The 24,365-nt window shown below is 38.2% G+C and carries 21 protein-coding genes; 15 read left to right on the plus strand and 6 right to left on the minus strand.

The annotated features are described in order from the left end of the window. Positions 1-144: 144 nt before the first annotated feature. From HDC90_RS09465 to HDC90_RS09495, 7 genes are all read left to right on the plus strand, one after another. Positions 145-987, plus strand: a complete 843-nt coding sequence (locus tag HDC90_RS09465; protein WP_184465713.1) for a neutral zinc metallopeptidase — start codon at positions 145-147, stop codon at positions 985-987. Between the two features lie 103 nt (positions 988-1,090). Next, complete coding sequence (locus HDC90_RS09470) at positions 1,091-2,224, plus strand: hybrid sensor histidine kinase/response regulator (protein WP_184465714.1); 1,134 nt, start codon at positions 1,091-1,093, stop codon at positions 2,222-2,224. Positions 2,225-2,243: 19 nt separating this feature from the next. Next, positions 2,244-5,828, plus strand: a complete 3,585-nt coding sequence (locus HDC90_RS09475) for a response regulator (RefSeq protein ID WP_184465715.1) — start codon at positions 2,244-2,246, stop codon at positions 5,826-5,828. A 15-nt stretch (positions 5,829-5,843) separates the two neighbouring features. Next, positions 5,844-6,215 carry a two-component system response regulator gene (locus HDC90_RS09480; RefSeq protein WP_184465716.1) on the plus strand — a complete coding sequence of 124 codons (372 nt, stop codon included), beginning with the start codon at positions 5,844-5,846 and terminating at the stop codon, positions 6,213-6,215. Positions 6,216-6,218: 3 nt separating this feature from the next. Further along, the gene (locus HDC90_RS09485) at positions 6,219-7,037 is read left to right on the plus strand and encodes a protein-glutamate O-methyltransferase CheR (protein ID WP_184465717.1); all 819 of its coding nucleotides are present in this window, start codon (positions 6,219-6,221) and stop codon (positions 7,035-7,037) included. Continuing rightward, entirely contained in the window at positions 7,022-7,606 is a 585-nt protein-coding gene (locus HDC90_RS09490; protein ID WP_184465718.1) for a chemotaxis protein CheB, read from the plus strand. The genes HDC90_RS09485 and HDC90_RS09490 overlap by 16 nt, the downstream gene beginning before the upstream one ends. Before the next feature lie 19 nt (positions 7,607-7,625). Next, positions 7,626-7,991 carry a response regulator gene (locus tag HDC90_RS09495; RefSeq protein ID WP_184465719.1) on the plus strand — a complete coding sequence of 122 codons (366 nt, stop codon included), beginning with the start codon at positions 7,626-7,628 and terminating at the stop codon, positions 7,989-7,991. A 115-nt stretch (positions 7,992-8,106) separates the two neighbouring features. Here HDC90_RS09495 and HDC90_RS09500 read toward each other — a convergent pair whose 3' ends face one another. From HDC90_RS09500 to HDC90_RS09515, 4 genes are all read right to left on the minus strand, one after another. Beyond that, a complete protein-coding gene (locus tag HDC90_RS09500) occupies positions 8,107-9,063 on the minus strand; it encodes a DUF3137 domain-containing protein (RefSeq protein ID WP_184465720.1) in 957 nt (318 codons plus the stop codon). Then, positions 9,063-9,620 (minus strand): LemA family protein, encoded by a 558-nt coding sequence (locus tag HDC90_RS09505; RefSeq protein WP_184465721.1) that lies wholly within the window; start codon positions 9,618-9,620, stop codon positions 9,063-9,065. Before HDC90_RS09505 ends, HDC90_RS09500 begins: the two co-directional genes overlap by 1 nt. Before the next feature lie 50 nt (positions 9,621-9,670). Beyond that, entirely contained in the window at positions 9,671-11,485 is a 1,815-nt protein-coding gene (locus tag HDC90_RS09510) for a hypothetical protein (RefSeq protein WP_184465722.1), read from the minus strand. A gap of 69 nt (positions 11,486-11,554) precedes the next feature. Then, positions 11,555-13,342: a DUF748 domain-containing protein gene (locus HDC90_RS09515; RefSeq protein ID WP_184465723.1), complete on the minus strand. Its 1,788-nt coding sequence runs from the start codon at positions 13,340-13,342 to the stop codon at positions 11,555-11,557. 839 nt (positions 13,343-14,181) lie between these two features. On the opposite strand from HDC90_RS09515, the gene miaB reads away from it, so the two are divergent. The 8 genes from miaB to HDC90_RS09555 all read left to right on the plus strand — a co-directional run bounded on the left by miaB (position 14,182) and on the right by HDC90_RS09555 (position 22,054). Beyond that, a complete protein-coding gene (gene miaB / locus HDC90_RS09520; RefSeq protein WP_184465725.1) occupies positions 14,182-15,600 on the plus strand; it encodes a tRNA (N6-isopentenyl adenosine(37)-C2)-methylthiotransferase MiaB in 1,419 nt (472 codons plus the stop codon). 85 nt (positions 15,601-15,685) lie between these two features. Continuing rightward, the gene (locus tag HDC90_RS09525) at positions 15,686-16,933 is read left to right on the plus strand and encodes a sigma 54-interacting transcriptional regulator (protein WP_184465727.1); all 1,248 of its coding nucleotides are present in this window, start codon (positions 15,686-15,688) and stop codon (positions 16,931-16,933) included. 41 nt (positions 16,934-16,974) lie between these two features. Next, positions 16,975-17,487 (plus strand): LptE family protein, encoded by a 513-nt coding sequence (locus HDC90_RS09530; RefSeq protein WP_184465730.1) that lies wholly within the window; start codon positions 16,975-16,977, stop codon positions 17,485-17,487. Positions 17,488-17,559: 72 nt separating this feature from the next. Next, a complete protein-coding gene (locus tag HDC90_RS09535) occupies positions 17,560-18,612 on the plus strand; it encodes a hypothetical protein (protein ID WP_184465732.1) in 1,053 nt (350 codons plus the stop codon). A 14-nt stretch (positions 18,613-18,626) separates the two neighbouring features. Continuing rightward, entirely contained in the window at positions 18,627-18,989 is a 363-nt protein-coding gene (secG, locus tag HDC90_RS09540; protein ID WP_184465734.1) for a preprotein translocase subunit SecG, read from the plus strand. Between the two features lie 131 nt (positions 18,990-19,120). Beyond that, the gene (locus tag HDC90_RS09545) at positions 19,121-20,146 is read left to right on the plus strand and encodes a cell wall metabolism sensor histidine kinase WalK (RefSeq protein WP_184465736.1); all 1,026 of its coding nucleotides are present in this window, start codon (positions 19,121-19,123) and stop codon (positions 20,144-20,146) included. 243 nt (positions 20,147-20,389) lie between these two features. Next, complete coding sequence (locus HDC90_RS09550) at positions 20,390-21,031, plus strand: DUF47 domain-containing protein (RefSeq protein WP_184465737.1); 642 nt, start codon at positions 20,390-20,392, stop codon at positions 21,029-21,031. A 12-nt stretch (positions 21,032-21,043) separates the two neighbouring features. Further along, a complete protein-coding gene (locus tag HDC90_RS09555) occupies positions 21,044-22,054 on the plus strand; it encodes an inorganic phosphate transporter (protein WP_108197143.1) in 1,011 nt (336 codons plus the stop codon). A 387-nt stretch (positions 22,055-22,441) separates the two neighbouring features. Here HDC90_RS09555 and HDC90_RS25735 read toward each other — a convergent pair whose 3' ends face one another. Both HDC90_RS25735 and HDC90_RS09565 read right to left on the minus strand, forming a co-directional pair. Then, positions 22,442-23,743: a carboxypeptidase-like regulatory domain-containing protein gene (locus HDC90_RS25735; protein ID WP_184465739.1), complete on the minus strand. Its 1,302-nt coding sequence runs from the start codon at positions 23,741-23,743 to the stop codon at positions 22,442-22,444. Next, the gene (locus HDC90_RS09565) at positions 23,736-24,314 is read right to left on the minus strand and encodes an RNA polymerase sigma factor (protein WP_167295996.1); all 579 of its coding nucleotides are present in this window, start codon (positions 24,312-24,314) and stop codon (positions 23,736-23,738) included. The genes HDC90_RS25735 and HDC90_RS09565 overlap by 8 nt, the downstream gene beginning before the upstream one ends. Positions 24,315-24,365: the final 51 nt, after the last annotated feature.

The following is a 24,365-nucleotide window of genomic DNA, read 5'->3' on the forward strand; positions in this document are numbered from 1 at the left end:
GACAATACAGGGAAGTCAAGTTTTAAACTTGGCTTCTTTTTTTTTGACAAAAATGAGAATGGATAAATCAATCAAAATAATTTATACTTTAGCATAACAATTGTCCCGGAATTAAGGTTATTCATTAAACTAAAAAAAGAGATTATGCAATGGTTTGGTAAAGGCAGTAATAATGTTGAAGACGGTAGAAGTGGTGGGGGCGGAAAAACCATCCTCGGTGGTGGCGTAGGTATAATAATTGTAGTGCTGGGCTTAATTTTTGGTAGAGATTTAACAGGTTTGGTTAGCCAGATTCCGGCAACTACAGGAACGGAGGAAGTAAAACAGGGCGTACCAGCTAACGATCCGCAGGCCCAGTTTGTGGCAGGTGTTCTAGAATCTACGGAGCAAGTTTGGGATAAAGAATTTCAAGCTATGGGCAAGCAGTATGAATATCCTAAACTCAGACTATTTAGGGAAGCTGTGCAAACAGCATGTGGGAATGCAAGTGCCAATGTTGGGCCGTTTTATTGCCCGGGCGACCATAAAGTTTATATCGATTTGTCATTTTATGACGATTTAAAAAACCGTTTCGGTGCTGCCGGAGATTTTGCCCAGGCTTATGTAATTGCACATGAAGTTGGCCATCATGTTCAAAATTTATTAGGAATTTCTGAAAAGTTAGATCAGGCACGTGGCCAGGTTAGCGAAAAAGAATATAACCGTTTGTCAGTAAAATTAGAGCTACAGGCCGATTTCTTTGCAGGACTTTGGGCGCACAATGCACAAAACCTTAAAGATTTTAAATTGGATGAAGGCGACATAGAAGAAGCATTAACTGCGGCGAATGCCATTGGCGATGATAAATTGCAAAAACAGGCTACAGGTGATGTTCAACCCGATTCTTTTACCCACGGTACCTCTGCACAGCGTGTGTATTGGTTTAAAAAAGGCTTTGAAACTGGAGATATTAGACAGGGCGATACCTTTAATTCAAGTAATTTATAAAAAAATAAAAACTTTTTTAAAAGCAGATTGTTTGTTTACAGTTAATGAGATTTAATCTCAAACCAAACATAATTATCCCGGCTTCTTATTTGTTTTAATAAAGATGATCCTTATAGTTGATGACAGGCCCGAAAACCTGATCTCGTTACAGAAAGTACTCCAGGCACATAATTTTGAGGTTGATACCGCATCATCTGGGGAGGAAGCGCTGAAAAAAGTTTTAAAAAATAACTACGTCCTGATTATTCTCGATGTACAAATGCCAGATATGGATGGCTTTGAGGTGGCCGAAACCATTTCGGGTTTTAGTAAGGCAAAAGATACCGCCATTATATTTCTTTCTGCTGTAAATACCGAGTTAAAATTTATTACAAAAGGATACCTTAGTGGTGGATTGGATTACATTACCAAGCCCGTTGATATTAATGTATTGCTCCTTAAAATAAAAACATTTTATCGCATTTACGAGCAAAATAGAAAGCTTAACGAGGTACAGGAAAAACTGCTCGAAGAAATCGAATTCAGGAAACAGGCCGAACATAAAAAAGATGAATTTATCAGTATTGCGAGCCATGAGCTTAAAACGCCCTTAACAAGTGTAAAGGGGTATATTCAGCTATTGCAGCGCAGCCTTAATAGAGATGATAAAGCAATGGCTCAAAACCACCTCGAAAAAGCCAGTATCCAGCTCGAAAAACTAAACGAGTTAATTGTCGATTTGCTCGATATCTCGAAAATTGAAAGCGGGAAGATGAAGTTTAACATGAGAAGCTTTTATGCTGATAATATGGTAAACAATGCTATCGAGATGTTACAGCAATCTAATCCCGATTTTAAAATCAGTAAACTGGGTAAAACAGACGAAATGATATTTGGTGATGAAATGCGTTTAGAACAAGTAGTCATCAATTTTATTACCAACGCAATTAAATATGCGCCAGGTACTAATCAGGTTAATGTAACCACGCATATTAAAGATGAAAAACTTTATCTGGCCGTGAAAGATTTTGGTATAGGTATTTCGAAAGAGCAGCAGCACAAAATCTTCGATAAATTTTATCGGGTAGAAGAAAACAGTAACCGGTTTAATGGCCTGGGCATTGGCTTATATATCTGCTCTGAAATCATTAACCGCCACGGAGGCACAATAGGTGTAAACAGTGTGCCAGATGAGGGTTCTGAATTTTATTTTATCATTCCTACAACAGAAGAAGAAATCCTTAAAAACCAAATCTAATTATCCTTAATCCATATTAATGAAAACAACTCTTAAAAATAATTTACGTTTAGGCCTTGGCTTATCGCTAATTATTCTATTTATCAGTTCGCTGGCCTCTTACATCAGTATCGGCAACCTTATTAAAAGTACCGAACTGGTAAAAAAAAGTGATGAAGTGATATTAAATGCGGAGAACATTATATCCTATTTAAAGGATGCCGAAACTGGTCAGCGGGGCTTTTTATTAACAGGAAACAAGGTGTTTTTAACGCCTTATTACGGTGCCAGCGATTCGGCCGCTTTAATACTCAAAAAAGTTGAACTCGATACCAAGGATAATGCCTTTCAGCAAAAAAATGTAGCGGCACTTAAAAATATTCTTTTTAAAAGAATGGATATCATTAAATCGACCATAGAGATTAAAACTTTGGGCGGTGTTATTGATCCAACTGTTTTGTTTCAGGGCAAACTTTATATGGATGAGGCTAGGGAAATTGTAAGCAAAATGGTGGTTGAAGAGAAAAGATTACTTGAAGAAAGAACCAACGAATTAAATAAACTTACATCTTATACCCCGATCCTGATTTTAATTGCGGCGCTCCTTGCTATTCTGATTACTTTGTTTTTTTACCGGAGGGTATCAATTGATTTCGATGAACGTGTTAAACTTCAACAAGAAATTGAAGATAAAAAATCAGAGATGGAGAAACGTATAGCTGCTATTAAAGAAATTGCCTATCAAATTTCTAATGGTAACTATGGCGTAAAACTCGATAGTCAAACCGAGGATGATATTGGCGAACTTTCTGATTCGCTAAATACAATGTCATCATCATTGAAAAAATCTTTTGATACTTTAGAAGAGAACGAATGGTTGCAAACCGGCGTAGCTAACCTAAACGTGAAAATGGTTGGTGAAAAAGACGTTTTCCATCTGGCAGAAGATATTATAGCATTTTTGGCTAATTATACCAAGAGCCAGGTAGGTGCCATTTATTTATTTAAAGATGATGGATATCTGCATTTAAAGGGGCAATATGCTTTACGGGGACAAAATCTACTCCAAACCATAGAACTTGGCCAGGGCTTAATTGGCCAGGCGGTTAAATCAGGAAAGCCAATATTATTGGATGATGTTCCGCAGAACGAACTAACCATTACACATGCTACCGGGAATATTAAGCCTGCACAGGTAATTGTGTTACCAATAATTAGAAATGAAATTTCAATTGGCGGTTTAGAACTAGGTACTATTGGTAAATACAGCGATCTGCAATTGCACTTTTTAAACTTGGTTTCATCTGACGTGGGCACCGCTTTATTGGGCGCGCAGAACAGGCAAAAGCTACAGCAGTTGTTGGAAGAAACCCAGGCACAATCAGAAGAATTGCAGGTTCAGCACAGTGAGTTAGAAGGTTTAAATGCAGAGCTTGAAGCGCAGGCACAAAAACTGCAGGCCAGCGAAGAAGAATTACGCGTGCAGCAAGAAGAACTGTTGCAAAGTAACCAGGAACTGGAGGAAAGAAGCAGCTTATTGGAAGAAAAAAATGAACTGATAGAAGAACGTAATATAGAGATTCAGCAAAAGGCTGAAGCTTTAGAATTGAGTACAAGGTATAAGTCAGAGTTTTTGGCCAATATGTCGCACGAGTTAAGAACACCGCTCAACTCGATATTGTTATTGTCGAGGTTAATGGCCGAAAATGAGGCTATGGATCGGGAGCATCAGGAATATGCAGAGGTTATTCAAAGTTCAGGCCAGGGTCTTTTAAGCTTAATTGACGAAATTTTAGACCTTTCTAAAATTGAGGCTGGCAAAATGGAACTCGATAGAACAAATATTAAGGTTGATGAGGTCATTTTCAACATGCGTTCGCTGTTTAACCCTTTAGCTAAAGATAAGAACTTAAACTTTGTTATCGAAAAATCGCCAGAAGTTCCAGAGTTTTTTCATACCGATAAAATGCGCTTAGAGCAGATCATTAAAAACCTGCTATCAAATGCCATTAAATTTACTGCTGTAGGTGCTGTAACCTTAAATATTACTAAAAATGAAAAGTTAGGTGCATTGGTATTTAAAGTTACCGATACGGGAGTAGGTATAGCACCAGAAAAGCAGGGTATGGTATTCGAAGCCTTTCAGCAGGCAGATGGCTCTACACGCCGCAAGTTTGGTGGCACAGGCCTTGGGCTTTCAATTAGTAGAGAGCTGGCCAAACTATTGGGCGGGTATATTGATTTAAAAAGTACAGAAGGCGAAGGAAGTATTTTTACGCTTACTTTACCCATTGATAGAAATAAAGGCTTTGATGGTGTTGTGCCGAGTGTAGACCAACCGATAATCGCTTTGGAGCCCCCGGTAAAAAAAGTAAGCCATTTAACCGTAGATAATATTCCGCAAGAGGTTGAAGATGACCGAGATAATATTCAGCCTGATGATAAGGTGATTTTAATTGTTGAAGATGATACCCCTTTTGCTAAAACACTTTTAGATTTTACTAGGAAAAGAAACTATAAAGGTTTGGTTGCCGTTCGTGGCGATGCAGGTATAGAAATGGCGAAAACCTTTAAGCCACTTGCCATTTTACTCGATATCCAATTACCTGTTAAAGATGGATGGCAGGTAATGGAAGAGCTGAAGTCAGACCCTTCAACTCGCCCGATTCCGGTGCACATTATGTCTTCTTTACAGGTTAAGAAAGAAAGTTTATTAAAAGGTGCGGTAGACTTTATAAACAAGCCTTTTGCTTTTGAACACATGCAGGAGATATTTTCAAAACTAGAAAATGCCTTAAGCCGACACCCTAAAAAGGTACTTATTGTAGAAGAAAATGAGCAGCATGCCAAGGCGTTAAGTTATTTTTTGAGCAATTTTAATATTCAGACAGAAATTGTTAATCAGGTAAATGAAAGTGTTTCTGCCTTACATAAACCAGAGGTTAATTGTGTGATTTTGGATATGGGCATTCCCGACAAACATGCTTACGAAACGCTGGAAGTGGTAAAGAAAACGCCGGGTTTAGAGAATTTACCAATTATTATTTTTACTGGTAAAAACCTTTCAAAAGGAGAAGAAAACCGGATTAAACAATATGCCGACTCCATCGTGGTAAAAACGGCACATTCTTATCAACGCATTCTGGATGAAGCAGGCCTGTTCCTTCACCTGGTAGAAGAAAAAAGCAAGGAAAAAATAAAAACACCTAAAAAGTTTTCCGAATTGCAGGATGTACTGGTTGGTAAAACCGTTTTGGTAGCTGATGATGATGTGCGAAATATCTTTTCGCTAACTAAAATGTTAGAGCAGCACCAGATGAAAGTTGTAGCGGCCACTGATGGTAAAGAAGCCCTTAAATTATTAAATGAAAACCCTGGCATTGATGTTGTTTTAATGGATATGATGATGCCAGAATTAGACGGTTACGAAACTACAACAGCCATCAGGCAGGATGTTAAATATCGAAACCTGCCCATTTTAGCCGTTACTGCAAAAGCCATGATGGGCGATCGCGAAAAGTGCATTGCTGCGGGTGCATCTGATTACATTAGTAAACCCGTAGATATGGATCAACTGATATCATTATTAAGAGTATGGTTGTACGAAAATCACCATAAATCATAAACCATTTTTTATTTTATGCCTCAAAAATTAATTCTCATAATTGATGATGATAACCGAAACATTTTTGCTTTAAAAGCTGTTTTAAAGGCCAAAGGTTTTGATTGTTTATCTGCTTTAAGTGCCAAAGACGGTTTTTCTATTCTAGAAAAGCAGGATAATGTTGCCATTGTTTTAATGGATATGATGATGCCGGATATGGACGGTTATCAAGCGATTGCAGTAATGAAGAAATCGGCTAAAATGCAGGATATACCCGTGTTAGCCGTAACCGCCCAGGCTATGGTTGGCGATAAGGAACGTTGCTTAAGTGCAGGAGCATCGGGCTATATTTCAAAGCCGATAAATGTTGATGAGTTATTAACACAAATAGAAAATTTTACAAAATAGCAGGTGATAAGTGATGCGATAGATAATGAACAGGTAGAACTCCTGTTGAATGATGTTCTAGAAACTCATGGTTATGATTTTCTGGAATACTCTCACGCATCGATAAAAAGAAGGATTATACGCCTTTACGGACTAGATAATTTTGTGAGTTTTGCCGAATTTCGCTATACGGTTAGGACAGATAAGCAATATTTTAAGCGGTTTTTAGAGGAAATTACGGTTAATGTTACCGAAATGTTCCGGGATCCATCTTTTTATAAATCTTTGCGGAATGATGTACTTCCTGTGCTGGGCACTTATCCGTTTATCCGGATTTGGGTGGCGGGCTGTTCTACCGGAGAAGAGGCTTATTCGCTTGCCATTGTTTTAAAAGAACTTAATTTGCTCAATAAATCGCTTATTTATGCCACAGATATTAATCCATCTGTTTTAGATAAAGCAAAAAAAGGCATGTTCCCCTTAAATTATTTAAAGCAGTATTCCGAAAATTACCTGCAATCGGGTGGTTTAAAAGATTTTTCTTCTTATTACACGGCGAACTACTCTTTGGCAAAATTCGATGAAAGCTTAAATAGTAAGATGATCTTTTCTACGCATAACCTGGTTTCTGATCATTCTTTTAATGAGTTTCAGCTAATTTTATGTAGAAATGTATTAATTTATTTCGATAAAGATTTGCAGCATAAAGTATTTAACCTATTTGATAGTAGCATCGAGAAATTGGGGTACCTTGCTTTAGGAAGTAAAGAAAGTTTGGAGTTCTGGCCAAAAGCCAAAGAATACAAAAGGGTTAAAATGGAGAAAATATGGCGGAAACTGTAGATTCTATATCGTGTGGTGCATTAATTATTGGCGGTTCGGCCGGTAGTTTAGATGTATTGCTCGAAATTTTTCCAGCCCTAAGAAAGGATATCAGCTTCCCTATTTTGTTAGTGGTTCACCGTAAGGCCAGTAATCAATCTCTTTTAACCGATTTATTAAAATCGCGCACGACATTGACAGTTGGCGAAGCAGAAGAAAAGGAATTTTTAAATGCAGGCAAAGTTTTTATCGCCCCTGCTGATTATCATATGTTGATAGAGGAAGATCAAAGCATATCTTTAGATTATTCTGAAAAAGTAAATTACTCCCGACCATCAATTGATGTTACCTTTCAGTCAGCAGCTGAGGTTTTTAAAGAAAAATTAGTCTGTATTTTGCTTTCAGGGTCTAATGCCGACGGAGTAGAAGGGTTAAAAAGTGTAAACAATTATAGCGGTAGGGTAGTTATACAGAATCCAAATACGGCCATAATGCCGTATATGCCACAACAAGCGGTTCTGAATGTTGAGCCGCATGTAATATTGGATAGCCACGATATGGCTGATTATATAAATAAGTTAAATGGTTAATTGCTTTTCGGAGGTTAATATGATAGTTACAAAAAAAGTATTTGTTTTTGATGATAATAGGGATATCCTTGATCTCTGTACATTTATTTTGGAAGACGCGGGTTATGAGATAAAAACATCAGAAAATGCCAACAACATAGAAGAGCAGGTTGCAGCATATATGCCTGATCTAATTTTTATGGATAACTGGTTACCCGATTTGGGAGGGATACAAGCAACTAGAGCTTTAAAAAGCAATCCTGATTTAAAACATATTCCAGTAATTTATTTCTCCGCAAATAATGATATATCTTCGCTGGCCGATGAAGCTGGTGCGGATAGTTACCTATCGAAACCATTTGATATTGCTGCACTCGAAGAAATTGTAAAAAAACATTTGAGTTAGGCGCTATTTAACCAGAAAGCGTGCAAAGATAAATTGCAAAGGACGCTAAGCAATAACTTTTTATATCCTTTGCCAACTCCGCGAAAAAACGCAGTGCCCTTTGCGGTTAAACGCCTTATTCCTTACCCCAAATCCTTGTATTCAGGTCCAATTCCTTAACAATATCATACATAAATTTTATGGTAGAAATATCTTCGTTTACCGTTTCTGGACTTAGCAATGATTTAAAAACGGGCGCCTCAAAATAATTCCGGTTCAAAGGGAAAGCAATGTACATCCTCGATTCGATAAAAGATAAACTGATATTATACTTTGTTTGATGATTGAGGTTTAGTATGCGTTCCATCATCGCAGGTGTAAGGATATATCTGGATTCTACCTGATCAGAGCCATAAGTTACAAAGGTCTTGTCAAATTCTATATTCTCCAATTGGATTACATCATTACCACCAAAGGAGAACAGGTTTTTAGAAAACCATGCGCCAAAGGCTGCTCCGAAATCTTTTGGTCTGACAATGGTTACGCCATTAAATTTCTTATTAAAATCGGCAGCAAAGATAATGCCCTTAAAAATGTCGTGCCACTCTGTTCGGGTTCCGTCTTTGGTTTGGGTTACTGTTTTGTATTCAGCATGTACCTCAGCAAAGTAAAACCGGGTTTTATCTGCACATCCAGTTACCAGATCCTCTGTTTTATAACGATCTGGCTCATTGCTAAACAACTGCGTATACATAAACTCAGAAGCTTCGATTCCCTGAGAAGGATTAATCGATAAACTTTCGTCTAAAAATTTAAGGGCAGCGCCAATTACATTGGTTTTGTAGGCATTTTGGTAAGCTGTTAAAGAATCGTTGATTTTAAATAACAAAACACCGCCATAAATAAGAGGTATTAAACCACCAATTACACCAGGAATAGGAAAGCCAAGGAAGAAGCCTAGAATACACAGCAGAATGCCTGCGGCAATAAAAATGTAGCCTTTGGTTTGGGTAGTGGCAATTCTTTTGCGTTCTATCTCCATTGTAGCCAAAACTTGTTGTAAGGCTACATTATTTGCAATATCGAACGACATTAATTATTAAAGAGTTCTTTTGCGCTAATATTTTTACGCTCTTCAGCTGCGGTTTCTAAAACGGCAATAGCTTGGAAATTTAACATTCCGGCAAATAAACTGCCTGGGAACATCATAATCGAATTATTATAATCGGTTACCGAGGCATTATAGGTTCTTCTGGCAGCGGCAATCTGTTCTTCGCTCTCGGTCCAGGTGGTTTGCAGGTTAATAAAATTGGTATTGGCTTTTAAGTCAGGGTAATTTTCGATGTTGACCATTAAACCTTTCACGCTGCTGCCCAATTGTGCATCCAAATCTGCTTTTTCTGCATTGCTGATGTTTGGTGAGCCTGCTTTAGCTCTCAGTTCAACTATTTTGGTTAAGGTTCCCTGCTCGTAGGTAGTGTACTGTTTTACCACTTCAACAAGGTTTGGAATAAGGTCGAACCGCTTTTTAAGCATTACATCAATGGCAGAGAAGGCATTTGTTACCTGGTTTTTCTTCCCGATGAGCGAGTTGTAAAAGAAAATCCCGATAAGAAATATAAATCCGATAACAACGAGGGCAATAATCATAATTTTAGTTTAAGGTTTAGAGAATAAAGATAAGAAAAGGTTACAACATGTTATCGCTTTTCATTTTGTTCCCTTTCACGTTTTATCCGCCGTTCTAACCGCCTCTGTTTCCTTTGTAAGTGATTGGCCCGCATGGCCTTAAACTTTGCAATATGCTCACGTACTTTGTTCTGCTTTTCTTCGGTAATGCCAATGCTATATTTTATGCCGGTAAAAAGGCTCTTCCAGATCATGTTGAAGAAAGATGTATTTGCCGGCCTGTTGTAATTAACGGTTACAGGTACCAGTTTTCCATCTGCACCTGGGTTTTCTGATTTAATGATTAAAGCATTTGCTAGAAAAGAAAGAAAACCGCGGGTAACCAGGTGATCTTTTTCTGGGTCGTTTTTCATTAGTGCAACAGAAAGGTCGTAGTAGGAGAATGCTACCGTTCCTTTGGCGCCTAAATCGTTCGCTTTAAAATTAAACTTCAATTTATCTACATTCCCTCGGTTAATGCGCACCAAGCCAAGTGGTTTGGTAATCTGATTTAAAACCCGCGCGTTAAAATTGTGTAAAACTCCATTGTAAGAAAATCTACCATCTTTAGCCGTAAGGTCGAATATAAAGTTCACATCAAGCTTTCCCTGGCCAAATAGGTAAGTATTCAGGTTAACCTCCATTATCGGGTTTATGGCCTTGATATTATCCAGGTTGGTTGCATTTTTTATAATTCCTGAGGTATTTTCAAAGCTGATCCGACCTCTTTGATTACTTTCTACATTAAAAACCGAATAGTTAACATTTATATCTTTCAGCTGTATTTTCTGGACCAGAATAGGCGCACGAACAAGCTGCAAAAGCTGATGGGGAAACTTTCCAATTTTGCTTTCCTGAGATTTTTTAGGGAGGCCATTGTGGTTAAATACCGAAACGAAACCATTGGTAATGGCCATTTCCTTTGCCCAAAGTTCTTGTTTGCTGATGTATAATGGCAGGTCGATTCCATTAAGCATAATGTCGTGCATCTTGATGCTGAAACGTTCTTTCGCATATCCGGCAACTTTGCCAAAGTTCATTTCATCGTGTAAGGGTACTAAAGCAAAACTGTTAATCCTTAGCTTACCTGTTGTTGCCCTGAAATCCAGTTTATCTAATTGGACATCGTACATCTTGTCTGGAGTACGGTATACATAGTTATTCAGATTGACCACAATATCCTTAAGCAGATAAAATCTTTTAGGATCATCAGCAGAGGTAGAATCAACCAGCAAATCGGTCAATGTAATGTTAAGGTCGTCAATACCGAAAGGCACTGAATTGGGAACATTTTTATTCACATACTTAAAACTTACGTCCTTAAAACGGATGGTTTTAATGCTAAACTCTTTCAGGTTTTTGGAAATGATATCGTAAGGCGATTTAATTGGTCTGGGTGCACGCCCTTCATTAAAATCGAACTGTTTATTAACCATCGTTACCTCAGGTTTATCAAATATGATTTCCTCTAATTGCAGTTTTTTTTCGCGGTACAAGGTTAATGGGTGGAAGCGCTTAACCACCAGTTTTTTTAAAGAAACAGTATATAAATTGTTTGGCGCTCTTTTTAAGGCTATAAGTTGCCTAAACCGATTGGTATCAGGTGTTATTTTTACGTTCTGTAAGGTGGCATTGCCCGTAAAAACGTTGGTAGAAACCTTGGTAAAACTAATGCTATATAAACTATCTGTTGATTTATAAAGCAGTGTTTTGATCCTATCGGTTAAAATAGGGCGAGATTTTACATTTAACAACCAAGCTATACCTGCAAGTACGATAAAAACACCGAGTAATATACACGCAATCCATTTAAAAACTTTATAACGGTATCTTTTGGTATCAGGCATTAAAACAATGAGAGGTTGTGGTTTTATTAGCAATATACGGTTATAAACATATATTTGAAAAATGTAGAATCAGTTTTTTTCTCTCCGGGCCTTTCGTGCTGCTTTCCTGTCTGCCCGTTTTTGTTCCCTTATTTTTTTTGCAATTACTTTTTGTTGTTTTACCGGATTCTTTTCAGGTACCATGCCAAGGCCTATAATGTCCTTTATACCCATAAAAACGGTTTTCCACATCAGGTTAAAAAAGGAGGCCGAATTAATCCTGGTATTAGTCATGCTTGCTGTTCTTGGCGCTTTGCCTTTTTGCGGGTTTTCATCTTTAACTAATACGGTATTGGCCAAAAAAGACAAAAATCCTTTTTTCTTGGTCCCTTCTCCATCAATATTGTCTGATAAGAGCTTTATTTTCAGGTTTGTGTACAGCATATTCAGTTTGCCCGATGCAGATCTTAAGTTTCCGGTTGCACCGAAATCGATATGTTGCACTTCGCCACTTTCAATCTCTATTAAACCCAGGGCTTTAGATAGTGGGTTTAAGTTTTTTAGATCAAATTTCCCCAGGTTTCCGCTGTAGGTAAATGCAGCATTATTATCGGTAAGGTTGAAATCGATTTTCACATTCAGCTTTCCCGTACCCATTAAAAGTGTGTTTAAATCTGCCAGGGCATGGTTCTTTTTGCTCAATTGTAAACTATCGTTGGTTACATTTAAAATGTTTCCGGTTAGTGCTTTAAAGTTAACCGATCCAATTTTTTTACTTGCAGGGTTAAATTCAGCATATTTAACATTAATGTTTCTCAGTTTTACCGTATCAATCAAGGTAGGCATGTTTAATCTTTTCAATGCCATATGGGGATAGTTTCGGCCTTTATCAAACCCTGGTGGCGGTGGCGATTCTCGGCTCATAAAAACTTCAACGTTGGCGGGCCCAATTTTTAAAGATTCGGCGTATAATTTTTGGTCGGTATTTAAACCAATAAAATCGACTCCGTTAAATTCAATTTTATCAAAGCTTAAATTGTATCGGTCTTTCTGGATATTATATTTTCTTGCAAAAGTAAGTTCATCGTACAATGGTGTAAGTTTAAAGCCCTTAACCGTTATTTTTTTTGATGCAGTAGAACCTCTAATGGTATCAACTTTCATGGCGTACATTTTATCTTTCGTTACCGATTTATAGCCCGCAATCTGAAAGGATGCATCTTTCATATAATAAAACCTTGTTGTATCATTGCCTGAAAGCGAATCCAACAAGAAATCATTAATGTTAATATCGAGGTGTTTGATTGAGTTTTTGACTTTTTTTGCTGCGGTTTTATTGATGTAGTCAAAATCGGCATCTACAATTTTAATGCTTTTTACATGTACTGATTTAAAGATTTTCGAAACCTGCTCATAAAGCGATTTTTCGTCTTTTATGGTATCGGGTTTCCTGTCAACCTTATTAAAAAACATGTTAATGGAGGGCTGCTGTAAAAGGATTTCATTTACATCTATCTGTTTTTTAAAGTAGGCCGTTAATATTCCAACACGGCTAATCTGTAGTTTCTTTAATTTAAGCTCGAAAGTATGGGCAGGAGCCAATTGTTTTTTCTTTAGGCTATCAAAAACCGAGGTATCAGGAATTAAGGTAACATCACGTAAAGCCAAACTTCCGGTAATTATGTTTAAGTTAATACTTTTAAAATCTATCCGATATAAATGGTGGGAGCCATTGTAAACGCCGGCTTTAATTTTTTCTGTCAGTATAGGTTTCCATCGGGCACTTAAAAACATAGCACCAAATGCAACAATTAAAATCAATATGCCGAATATACTTCCTATCCAGGCCCAAATTTTAGTTCTATGCTGCGCTGTCATTTATTTATGTGGCTTATCGATAGGTAACAGATGGGAACGCGAAAGGTTTTTTGATAGAAAGCTAAAAGACTAAAGGAGAAAGACCAAAGAGGGGGGATAGCTAAGTGTTTTATAGTTAAGTTTTTTAAGAGCGCGGGTTCAGGGCTATTAACATTGTTTGTTCCTTTGCTTCGCTTGTACGCTTCGGTCGTCGTACCTCCTGGGCCTGCAGGGTACCGCTTCGCCAAGGGCTAGATGGCAGGTGAGTGCTAAAATTAATGGTGTTCGTATGCTTCATGTACAGTCCTTTGTTCCTAAACCCGACCTTAGCGGGATGCCACAATTTTTTCAATTGGGGCAGAAGCGGGGGCGGGACTACAGGCTGCCATTCGCACCAAAGCTTTCATTTCCAAAAAAGTGGTTATGTTTTTTGGAGCGCAGGGGCAGTGTAAGTAACAGTGTTTGTTCCTTTGCTTCGCTTGTACGCTTCGGCCGTCGTACCTCCTGGCCTGCAGGGTACCGCTTCGCCAAGGGCTAGATGGCAGGTGAGTGCTAAAATTAATGGTGTTCGTATGCTTCATGTACAGTCCTTTGTTCCTAAACCCGACCTTAGCGGGATGCCACAATTTTTTCAATTGGGGCAGAAGCGGGGGCGGGACTGCAGGCTGCCATTCGCACCGAAGCTTTCATTTCCCAAAAAGCGGTTATCGTTTTGGAGCATAGCGTCGGTATATAAGAAGATTGTTCCCCGCAATTGACGAAAATCATAATCGTACTGTAAACATTTAAACTAAATATGTCAATTTGTCACTTTTAATTTTATTTATGTATTTTTGCAATCCCCAAAATGTTTTTAAATAATGATTGATTTACAAGTACAGGATAAGACGCATGATGAAGCCAGGCAAGGTGAAGCTTTAATTTTAGATACACCGATTAAAGCCGATGCCCGTAAATTATATATCGAAAGTTATGGTTGCGCAATGAATTTTGCTGATAGTGAAATTGTTGCCTCTATATTATCGGAAACTGGATTTGAAACCACAGGGGATTATCACCAGGCTGATGTAATCTTCATTAATACCTGCTCTATCCGCGAAAACGCAGAAACCAGGGTTAGAAACCGATTATCACAATTCGGTGTAGAAAAGCGCCGTAACCCAAAATTAATTGTTGGCGTTTTGGGCTGCATGGCAGAGCGGTTAAAATCTAAATTTTTGGAAGAAGAACGTTTGGTTGATGTAGTAGTAGGCCCCGATGCCTACCGCGATCTGCCTAACTTAATTGAGCAGGTAGAAAGCGGACATAAAGCAGTTAATGTTTTATTATCCCGCGAAGAAACTTATGCTGATATCAGTCCGGTTCGGTTAAACAGCAACGGAATAACCGCTTTTATTTCTATTACACGTGGTTGTAATAACATGTGTTCTTTCTGTGTTGTTCCTTTTACCCGGGGCCGCGAACGAAGCCGAGACGCCCATTCTATTATAGAAGAAGCAAAAGGCTTATTTGAGGCTGGTTACCGTGAGGTGACGCTTTTAGGCCAAAACGTAGATTCGTACACCTGGACATCGGAAGATGGAACAGAAACCGTTAACTTTGCGCAGCTTTTAGAGCAAACAGCATTGGTTAGTCCAGATTTAAGGGTACGTTTCTCTACTTCGCATCCAAAAGATATTACTGACGAGGTTTTACATACTATTGCTAAATACGATAACATTTGTAACTATATCCACTTGCCAGTTCAATCAGGTAATACCCGCATATTGGAGTTAATGAACAGGACTTATACCCGCGAATGGTATATTAATCGTATTGATGCCATCCGCAACATAATTCCTGGTTGTGCAATTTCTACCGATATCATTGCTGGTTTCTGTACAGAAACAGAGGAAGAACATGAAGAAACGCTGAGTATGATGGATTATGTGCAATATGATTTTGCTTACAACTTCACCTACTCTGAAAGACCAGGAACTTTAGCCGCCCGTAAATTGGAAGACGATATCCCTGAAGAAGTAAAAAAACGCCGTTTAGCAGAGATTTTGGCTAAACAACAGGCACATTCATTAATGCGTTTGCAAGAATGGGTGGGTAAAACCGTACGGGTTTTGATTGAAGGCACTTCAAAAAAATCTGATCTCGATTATTGCGGAAGAGGAGATAGCGGAGCGATGGCTATTTTTCCGGCTATAGAAGGTGTTAAACCTGGTCAGTATGCAAATGTATTTATCGAGAAATGTACATCGGCTACATTAATTGGTAAAATAGTATCATAAAATCCGTTATGCTGAACTTGTTTCAGCATCTTAATTTGAAAGACACTGAAACAAGTTCAGTGTGACGTAACTTTAGAAAGCATAAATGGATACACAAAATATTAAACAGCGTTTCGGTATTATTGGTAATTCGCCTTTACTTAATCGTGCCATAGATATTGCAAGCCAGGTAGCACCAACCGATATGTCGGTGTTAATAACAGGCGAAAGTGGTAGTGGTAAAGAAGTGTTCTCGCAAATTATCCATCAGATGAGTGCCCGTAAACATGGTGCTTTTATTGCTGTAAACTGTGGGGCTATTCCCGAAGGAACCATTGATTCTGAACTGTTTGGTCACGAGAAAGGATCTTTTACAGGCGCACACGAAGCACGTAAAGGTTATTTTGAAGTGGCAAACGGTGGAACCATTTTTTTAGACGAGGTTGCTGAGCTGCCTTTGGGTACACAGGCACGTTTACTTCGTATTTTAGAAAGTGGCGAATACTTGCGTGTAGGTTCGTCTAAAGTACAGAAAACAGATGTTCGTATTATTGCAGCCACTAATGTTGATGTGTATAACCGTGTTAAGAACGGGAAATTCCGCGAAGATTTATATTACAGGTTAAATACCGTTCCGTTGCGTATTCCGGCTTTGCAGGAGCGTAAAGAAGATATTTATTTATTATTCAGAAAATTTGCTGCCGATTTTAGCGATAAATACCGTAGTCCGGCATTACACCTCGAACCAGATGCCATTCAGATCTTAACCAATTACAGCTGGCCGGGTAATGTTCGCCAGTTAAAAAATATTGCCGAGCAGATCTGTGTATTAGAGAAAGACCGAAATGTAAGCGGGCAGGCTATTTTAAACTATATCCCGAACGAAGCCGGAAGTAATTTGCCAATGGCGATTAACGCACAGTCGAAAGAAGATTTTACAGAAAGAGATATTTTGTACAAGGTGCTTTTTGATATGAAAAAGGATATGGTTGAGCTTAAAAAACTAGTTGCAGAAATTATTCAGCACGGTGGAAATACCGCAACCGTTTTGGCAGATAACCCACAGTATATCAATCAGCTGTACCGTGATGTAGAATTGCCGGCAGGGCAAGAGCATGCCTTTACCATTCAGCAGCCTACACCAAGCAATAATAGCATTAACAACAATAACAATGCTGATTATTTTGCGCACGAGGCTGAGGAAGTAGAAGAATCTTTGTCGTTAGTAGATAAGGAATCAGACCTGATTAAAAAGGCATTAAAAAAACACAAGGGCAAGCGTAAGTTTGCTGCGCAGGAATTGGGCATTTCAGAGCGTACTTTGTACAGAAAAATTAAAGAATTGAATTTATAAGTTCATCGCTTCCATAACCATTGAAAAACAATTAAATACTGATGAAGATAAAAATATTTGCTTTAATCCTTCTTGCTTCAATATCAAGCGCATGCTCTTATAAATTTAGCGGAGCATCAACAACAGGGTTAAAAACGGTGGTTGTTCGGGTATTTGAAAATAATGCGCCTTTAGTGGTACCAACACTAAGTAACCAGATTACCGAATCGTTAAAAAGCCGTATCCGTAATCAGACCAAATTGATTATTTCTCCTACAGGTGAAGGTGATGCATCATTTGAAGGCAGAATAACAGGTTATGATATTAAACCGGTTGCGCTTCAAAATAGTGCTACACCTACTTCGGGTGCAAATAGGTTAACCATAACCGTTTCGGTAAAGTATAAGAACAATATAAAAGAACACGAAAAAGAAAGTTTTGAAGAGAGTTTTACTAAATATTTTGATTTTCCAATCAATGGGGCACCAATTCAAACGTTATTGCCTGGCGCTATCGAAAATATTAACAAACAATTATCGGAAGATATTTTTAACCGTGCATTTGCACAGTGGTAAAAAGCAGGATTCTAAAAGACAAAATTTTCAAAACCCGTCTACATTTTTTTAACTTAGCGGCAAACCTCGATAATGGATAACAAAAAGCTACTGGCAGATTTACTTGCGCAACCTGGAAAGGTTAGGCCAGAGCATGCATCCATGTTGCGGGAAATGGTTCAGCAATTTCCGTATTCACAGCCCATCCATCTACTTTTGGCTAAAGCCAATGCCTCATTTATTCCAAAGGCTGCATTATATAGCCAAGGGCATGTATTGTTTCATGTGCTAAATATGGTTCCAGTGGGCGAGGCAAAACAGGAAGCTGAAATTAGTGTCGCCGTTACGGAATATACACAAGACGAGCCCGAAGTTTTTGAAGAAATAAGTGAATTTGCAGATGATGCCCAATCATCCACAAATCAAGCTATAAACGTAGAAACACCAAACCACCTGCCAGGTATTGATAGCCATTTAATGGACTTGCCTGCGGATGACGATTCTTTTATCGAAAGTGTAGCTGCTACTGATTTCTTTGCCTTTGAGCAGAAATTAAGCACAGATGTGGTTGCAGCCGCCCCAGAAATCGAAACGGTAGTGCCAGACGAGCCCGAAAGGAATTTTGTTTCACAATATAACGACGATAAGCTTCCATACACGTTTTTATGGTGGTTGGCTAAAACGCGTAAAGAGCACGAACAGATTTTTCAGCCCTATGCTCATCCTAGTGCCGATAAGGCAAAACTACAGCCACAAAATAAACCACAGCAAGAAAGAGCTGAGTTTCAACAGCAGTATGTGGAGCATATCTTTCACATTCAGACTCCTTTTGAGGTAGCAGATCATTTAGCCGAATATCCTTCTGCCGAAATTAAAGATGCGAAGGGGGCCGAAATCATCGAGAAATTCTTAAAAGAAGATCCAACAATCAAGCCGCCTAAGCCAGAACAGATAGATAACGAAAATAAGGCAAAGAAAAGTGCAGAAGACAATTACGACCTTGTTTCGGAGACTTTGGCTAAAATTTATATCGAGCAAATGCTTTATCACAAAGCCATAGATACTTATAAAAAATTAAGTTTGAAATATCCGGAAAAAAGCCGTTACTTTGCCGACCTTATCCAATCTATAGAAAAGAAATTTTAAAATATAATATTACCATGGTAACCTTTTTAATCATTTTATTAATTATTGCGTGTGTAGCCTTAGGCTTATTTGTTTTAGTTCAAAACCCTAAAGGTGGCGGTTTAGCTACAGGCGGTGGCACCAGTAACATGTTTGGTGTACAACGTACTGGCGATGTTTTAGAAAAAGGATCGTGGGTATTGTTAACGCTAATAGTAGTGTTAACCCTTGCCGTTACTACAATTGCTAAAACTAGCGGTGGTAGTGCTGCAGTTGGAAACTCAGCTATACAGGAGCGCTTAAATAAAACACCATCGCCATCTCCACTTGGCGGAAATTTAAACAGCACTAAACCTGCTGCTTCAACTCCGGCTAAAACCGATTCGACAAAGAAATAAGTAATACTTACCCGTATTTTATAGAGCTTTCCTCAAAAGGGAAAGCTTTTTTGTTTTAATATCCGTAAAAAGAGAATGAATACCCTTTGTCTCTTAACACACATTTAACATAAAAAACTTTAAATTGCAGCATGAAATTAAGTGTGCTGGTTCTATTTACTGCTCTTGCCGTTGGTCTTTCCATCGGGATGGTTAATTTTTATTTTCAGCATAGCCTGTATTACTTGGCTATTTCTTTTGGCGTATCGTTTCTTTGCAGTTTTTTGGTTTTTTATTATTTATTAGAGAAGTATATCTACACCAAAATTAAACTGATCTACAAGCTCATCCATAACCTTAAATTAGGAAAAGACTTAAAGGATGCACTGGGCGAATACGTGAGTTCGGATCCGATTAATGATGTTGAACAAGAAGTAAAGGAGTGGGCAGGCGCAAAGAAAAAAGAAATAGACCTATTAAAAAAACAGGAACAGTTTAGAAGAGAGTTTCTTTCAAATGTTTCGCATGAATTTAAAACCCCCCTTTTTGCCATTCAAGGTTACATCGAAACTTTACAGGATTGCCTGGTAGACGATCCTGATCAAGCAGTTTTATTCCTGAAAAAAGCAGAAAATAATGTAGAGCGACTAAGTTATTTAATTAATGATTTAGACGTTATTTCAAAGTTAGAAACAGGCGAATCGCCAATTAACTACCAAAAATTCGATTTTGTACAATTGGCTAAAGAGGTAATGGAAAACCTCGAAGACCGCGCTAAGGCAAAAAACATTAAACTCTTTTTTAAAGATAAATATACTGCCATTACATTGGTTTCGGCAGATCGGGAAAAGATTAGGCAGGTATTAATTAACTTGTTGGTAAACAGTATTAAGTACGGCATTGATGGTGGCGAAACAGCCATTAAAATTTTTGAATTGCACGATCAGGTATTGATTGAGGTTACCGATAACGGCATCGGGATAGAGGAAAAACATTTGTTACGCTTGTTTGAGCGTTTTTATCGCATCGATACTCATCGGGCAAGAGAAGTTGGAGGTACAGGTTTAGGCTTAGCCATTGTAAAACACATTTTAGAGGCACACCAACAAACCATTTCGGTAAGGAGTACACCAGGTATAGGCACTACCTTTGCTTTTACACTACAAAAAGGTGGGTAATTTGCATCTTTTACCGTATACAAAAGCTCATCATTCCTTTACTAAGAAGGCGCAATTTGCAAAATGCAGACAAGTTACTGTGTTAATGATCAATTAACTTCTTTAGTTGTTCATTATCAGTTATATAGAGCTATATAAGTAAGCTGCACCTAAGTAAATAAGCTACTAATTAGTTAATATAATTAATAAATTAACATTAACTTAACATTGGGCTTGTAGCTTTGCAACATATTAAAAATTAACATGAACAATATTTTTAAGTTCTTTACACCTCAAGACAGAAAGTTTCATCCACTTTTCGAACAAGCAGGTAGCAATGCATTAAAAATTGCAGAAACCCTTTTAGAAATGGTTAGCACGGGTGATGCTGAAAGCAGAAAAACAATTTTTAAAGAAATTGAACGCCTGGAGCATGTGGGTGATGATATTACCCATTCAATTTTTCTTGAACTGAGCAGGAACTTTATTACGCCATTTGATAGAGAAGACATTCATGCATTGGCTACTGCCGTTGATGATGTTGCCGATTATATTTATGGTACTGCAAACCGTATGCAGATGTATAACATGAATACCATTAACGAGCCGATTGTTAAAATTGCCGAACTTTTGGTAGAAATGTGTACTGATATTGATAAAGCAATTAAAGAGTTACGCAGTTTCAAAAACATCCGCGTAATTGCTGATGCCTGTATCCGTATTAACAGTGGCGAAAACCAGGCTGATTATGTATTTACATTAGCAGTAGCCCGTTTATTCGAATACGAAACCAATGCGATTGAATTAATTAAACAAAAAGAGGTTTTACAAACGATAGAAAAAGCGACAGATAAGTGTGAGGATGTGGCGAATGTGCTTGAAACTATCTTGGTTAAAAACGCTTAATAAAAAACAAACATGGTAACTACCTTATTGGTTGTTGTTGTAATTCTGGCTATTGCTTTCGATTACATTAACGGCTTTCACGATGCCGCTAACTCGATTGCAACAGTTGTTTCTACAAAAGTTCTTACGCCTTTTCAGGCGGTTTTATGGGCTGCGTTGTTCAATTTCGCTGCCTACTTTTATTTTACCGACCATAAAGTAGCTAATACAGTTGCTAAAACGGTAATCGAAAATTATATCACTTTAGAGGTTATCCTTGCGGGTTTAGTTGCTGCAATTATCTGGAACCTGTTAACCTGGTGGTATGGTATACCTTCAAGTTCATCGCATACCTTAATTGGTGGTTTTGCCGGCGCGGGTATGACACATGCTTTACTTACTGGCGCTAGTCCGCTTGATGCTGTAAACATGGGTTATGTAATAAAAATTGTTTCTTTCATTGTATTGGCACCGATAATCGGTATGGTGATATCAGTTGTATTAACACTGATTATCATCAATATCTGTCGTTATGCTAAGCCTGCAACCGCAGAGAAATGGTTTAAACGCCTACAATTGCTGTCTTCTGCTGCATTAAGTTTTTTCCACGGTGGTAACGATGCACAAAAAGTAATGGGTATTATTGCTACGGCTTTAATTGCCTCTAAAGTAATTCCTAATTTCGAAGCTATGCCTGCCTGGGTACCAATTGCCTGTTATTCAGCAATATCCCTAGGTACCATGAGTGGTGGTTGGAAAATTGTTAAAACAATGGGATCGAAAATTACCAAAGTAACCGCATTGGAAGGTGTTGCTGCCGAAGGTGCTGGTGCGGTAACATTGGGAATTACGGAGCATTTCGGTATACCGGTTTCTACTACGCATACCATTACAGGTTCGATTGTAGGTGTGGGTGTTGTAAAAAGTGTTTCAGCTGTACGTTGGGGGGTAACCATCAACTTAATTTGGGCATGGATTTTAACCATCCCGGTTTCGGCTACATTAGCAGCCATTATTTATGCTGTGATCTATTACTTAAAATAAAAACAAAATCCTTTAATATACACAGAAGGCCAAGGTATTAACTTTGGCCTTTTTTTGTTTTTAAGCGCAAAGGGCGCTAAAATTTTTTCGCAAAGAACATAAAGCGCCACAATGTTAAAAGTTTCCCATTATTCCTGCGTAGGAGGGGAACTTGATACATTACTATTATTATGGAATAGATCTATCATCCTGATCTTGTTGAAAGACCTGTTTAGATATTACGGGAGGCGTTTCGACAGGCTCAACATGACAAATCTAAGAAAACTATTTGCTATAGATTGGGCGCTACTGTAAATGATGAATCCATAGGAAAAATATGTCCACAATAAAATATTTGTGTGGCATGCTATGCACTTTCTCTTCGTACCCTTTCGAATTAAATCAAGATTAAAACTTAACGCTAATTTCTACCGAATTCGTTCCGTTTTTAGGTAATACCCAATCCGGGCCTTCTTGAATCAGTCGTTTCGCCTCCGTATCAGCTTTTTTGTTTAGCGATTTTATAATGCTAATATTTGTTGGCCGTCCGTTGCTTTTAACTTTGAAACTTAAAATTACAAATTGCTCCGGACCTTTGGGGTTATAAAGCTTATTGTTATTCTCTAAGTATTGGCTATAGTTAATGGTAGAAACCGGAATAGGCTTCGTAATATCATCGGCCGGTTTTCCATCCAGGTTTTGTTCTGCACGCAGTGTAATTTTAGGTGCAGCAATATTTTCTTTTTTATGTCCGTTTGAACCTGTAATCAAAGCAATTTCGTTTAATGATTTATCGCCACTTAATGCATTTTTAATGGCATTAGGGTCTTGCAAACCAGCTACAGGCAATTCTTTAAAGCCAATGGCATTAATCAATAAATCTTTATCTTTTGCATTACTATCAGCAGGTAAATAGAAATAACCTTTAGCATCAGTTGCCGTTACATTTTTAGAGCCGGCTAACTTTACCACCGCCCCCTGGATAGGTTGGCCACTGCCTTGGTCTACCACGTTGCCACTAAAAGCAATTTTGCTCGAACCTAGTGCCGGGGCTGCAGTTAAAGAGGTGTCTTTTAGGGTGCTGTGCATAGCTTTTGCTTTGCTTGCATAAGCTTCCATGCTCCTAAACCTAATGGCGCCAGGATTACTGGTAACTTCTGCTGGTTTAGGGATCAGCATTTCACTTTCAGCAGGTTGTACAGTTGTTTCGGCTCTGGTGTTCTTGGCCAAACTGCTGTTTTTGGCATCAGCAATGGCTTTATCGATCAAGGCAGATTTAGTGCTTGCCTGTGCAGTTGTATCTTTTTTAACCTGGCTTGAAGCAACAGCGGTTGAGCTGTCTAAATGAACCATCACACCTTCCTTTTTATGTGTAGCAAGTTCTGCATTTCTGCGGTTGGTTTCGCGCATAAAGAATAAAATGCTTACGGCAATAAAGGCCACGGTTGCGGTTGCCGCAATACTTAACCTTTGGGTGGTAATGCCCCAAAGTTTGCGCTTTATAGGCTTTTCTGATACACGGTCGTACAGTTGTTTTTGTAATATAGAAAGCGTTTGCTTGCGTTTGGGCGATTGCTTCAGTCCCTCCAGTGCTTCGGCAACGAAAGGATCTTCTAAAGCCTGCCTTTCTACAAAATGCATAGCCTTAGCATCAAGCTTGCCATCCAGGTAATCTTCCAGAACATCAATATCTAACCAATCGTTATTCACTACTGTTTTTCTCTATACAAATCTTTAAATTCCGCTTACCATTTTGGATGTAACTCTTAACTTTAAGCATATCGTAACCTGTAATGTCGGCTACTTCTTTATAACATTTTTCTTGTAAATAAAATAAATCTACGCTTTTTCGCTGTTCTTCGGGCAAAGTTTCCATACACTTTTCCATAATGGTAAGCTGCGTTTCTTTTGTGTTGTCTATATCCAGATGCACAAACTCGCTATTTTCCACAAAAGTATCGTCTATTGAGACATTATTTTGCTTCGCCGATTTCCGTAGCGCCATTAAACAATGGTTCCGCGTTAAAACATGAAGCCAGCTTTTAAAATTCTGTACCTCATGTATTTTCAGTTTGGTTACCAATTCTTCAAAAATCTGCATTACGGCATCTTTGCTTTGTTCTTCATCTTTGAAGTAGTTTAAGCAAACCCCGAACACCAGATGCATATATTTATTGTAAAGCGTACCCAACGCGTCCAAATCGCCCGTATTTTTATACTCGGCAATCAGTTTGGCGTCGTCTTGCTGGGCGTTCCCGGCTGTGTTTTTTATAAACCTCAAAAAAATGGTAGCTATTTCGAATTATCTTTCAAGTATAAAAAATATTTCTGA

It is taken from the genome of Pedobacter sp. AK013 (genome assembly GCF_014205835.1).
Lineage (GTDB): Bacteria > Bacteroidota > Bacteroidia > Sphingobacteriales > Sphingobacteriaceae > Pedobacter.

What these genes read in the sequence shown, in the direction of transcription:
- HDC90_RS09470 (WP_184465714.1), top strand. Translation starts at nt 1,091, where the DNA reads ATGATCCTTATAGTTGATGACAGGCCCGAAAACCTGATCTCGTTACAG.
- HDC90_RS09530 (WP_184465730.1), top strand. Translation starts at nt 16,975, where the DNA reads ATGAAGATAAAAATATTTGCTTTAATCCTTCTTGCTTCAATATCAAGC.
- HDC90_RS09500 (WP_184465720.1), bottom strand. Translation starts at nt 9,063, where the DNA reads ATGTCGTTCGATATTGCAAATAATGTAGCCTTACAACAAGTTTTGGCT.
- HDC90_RS09475 (WP_184465715.1), top strand. Translation starts at nt 2,244, where the DNA reads ATGAAAACAACTCTTAAAAATAATTTACGTTTAGGCCTTGGCTTATCG.
- HDC90_RS09550 (WP_184465737.1), top strand. Translation starts at nt 20,390, where the DNA reads ATGAACAATATTTTTAAGTTCTTTACACCTCAAGACAGAAAGTTTCAT.
- HDC90_RS09505 (WP_184465721.1), bottom strand. Translation starts at nt 9,620, where the DNA reads ATGATTATTGCCCTCGTTGTTATCGGATTTATATTTCTTATCGGGATT.
- HDC90_RS09490 (WP_184465718.1), top strand. Translation starts at nt 7,022, where the DNA reads ATGGCGGAAACTGTAGATTCTATATCGTGTGGTGCATTAATTATTGGC.
- HDC90_RS09535 (WP_184465732.1), top strand. Translation starts at nt 17,560, where the DNA reads ATGGATAACAAAAAGCTACTGGCAGATTTACTTGCGCAACCTGGAAAG.
- HDC90_RS09525 (WP_184465727.1), top strand. Translation starts at nt 15,686, where the DNA reads ATGGATACACAAAATATTAAACAGCGTTTCGGTATTATTGGTAATTCG.
- HDC90_RS09545 (WP_184465736.1), top strand. Translation starts at nt 19,121, where the DNA reads ATGAAATTAAGTGTGCTGGTTCTATTTACTGCTCTTGCCGTTGGTCTT.
- HDC90_RS09480 (WP_184465716.1), top strand. Translation starts at nt 5,844, where the DNA reads ATGCCTCAAAAATTAATTCTCATAATTGATGATGATAACCGAAACATT.
- secG (WP_184465734.1), top strand. Translation starts at nt 18,627, where the DNA reads ATGGTAACCTTTTTAATCATTTTATTAATTATTGCGTGTGTAGCCTTA.
- HDC90_RS09465 (WP_184465713.1), top strand. Translation starts at nt 145, where the DNA reads ATGCAATGGTTTGGTAAAGGCAGTAATAATGTTGAAGACGGTAGAAGT.
- HDC90_RS09555 (WP_108197143.1), top strand. Translation starts at nt 21,044, where the DNA reads ATGGTAACTACCTTATTGGTTGTTGTTGTAATTCTGGCTATTGCTTTC.
- HDC90_RS09495 (WP_184465719.1), top strand. Translation starts at nt 7,626, where the DNA reads ATGATAGTTACAAAAAAAGTATTTGTTTTTGATGATAATAGGGATATC.
- HDC90_RS09515 (WP_184465723.1), bottom strand. Translation starts at nt 13,342, where the DNA reads ATGACAGCGCAGCATAGAACTAAAATTTGGGCCTGGATAGGAAGTATA.
- HDC90_RS09510 (WP_184465722.1), bottom strand. Translation starts at nt 11,485, where the DNA reads ATGCCTGATACCAAAAGATACCGTTATAAAGTTTTTAAATGGATTGCG.
- miaB (WP_184465725.1), top strand. Translation starts at nt 14,182, where the DNA reads ATGATTGATTTACAAGTACAGGATAAGACGCATGATGAAGCCAGGCAA.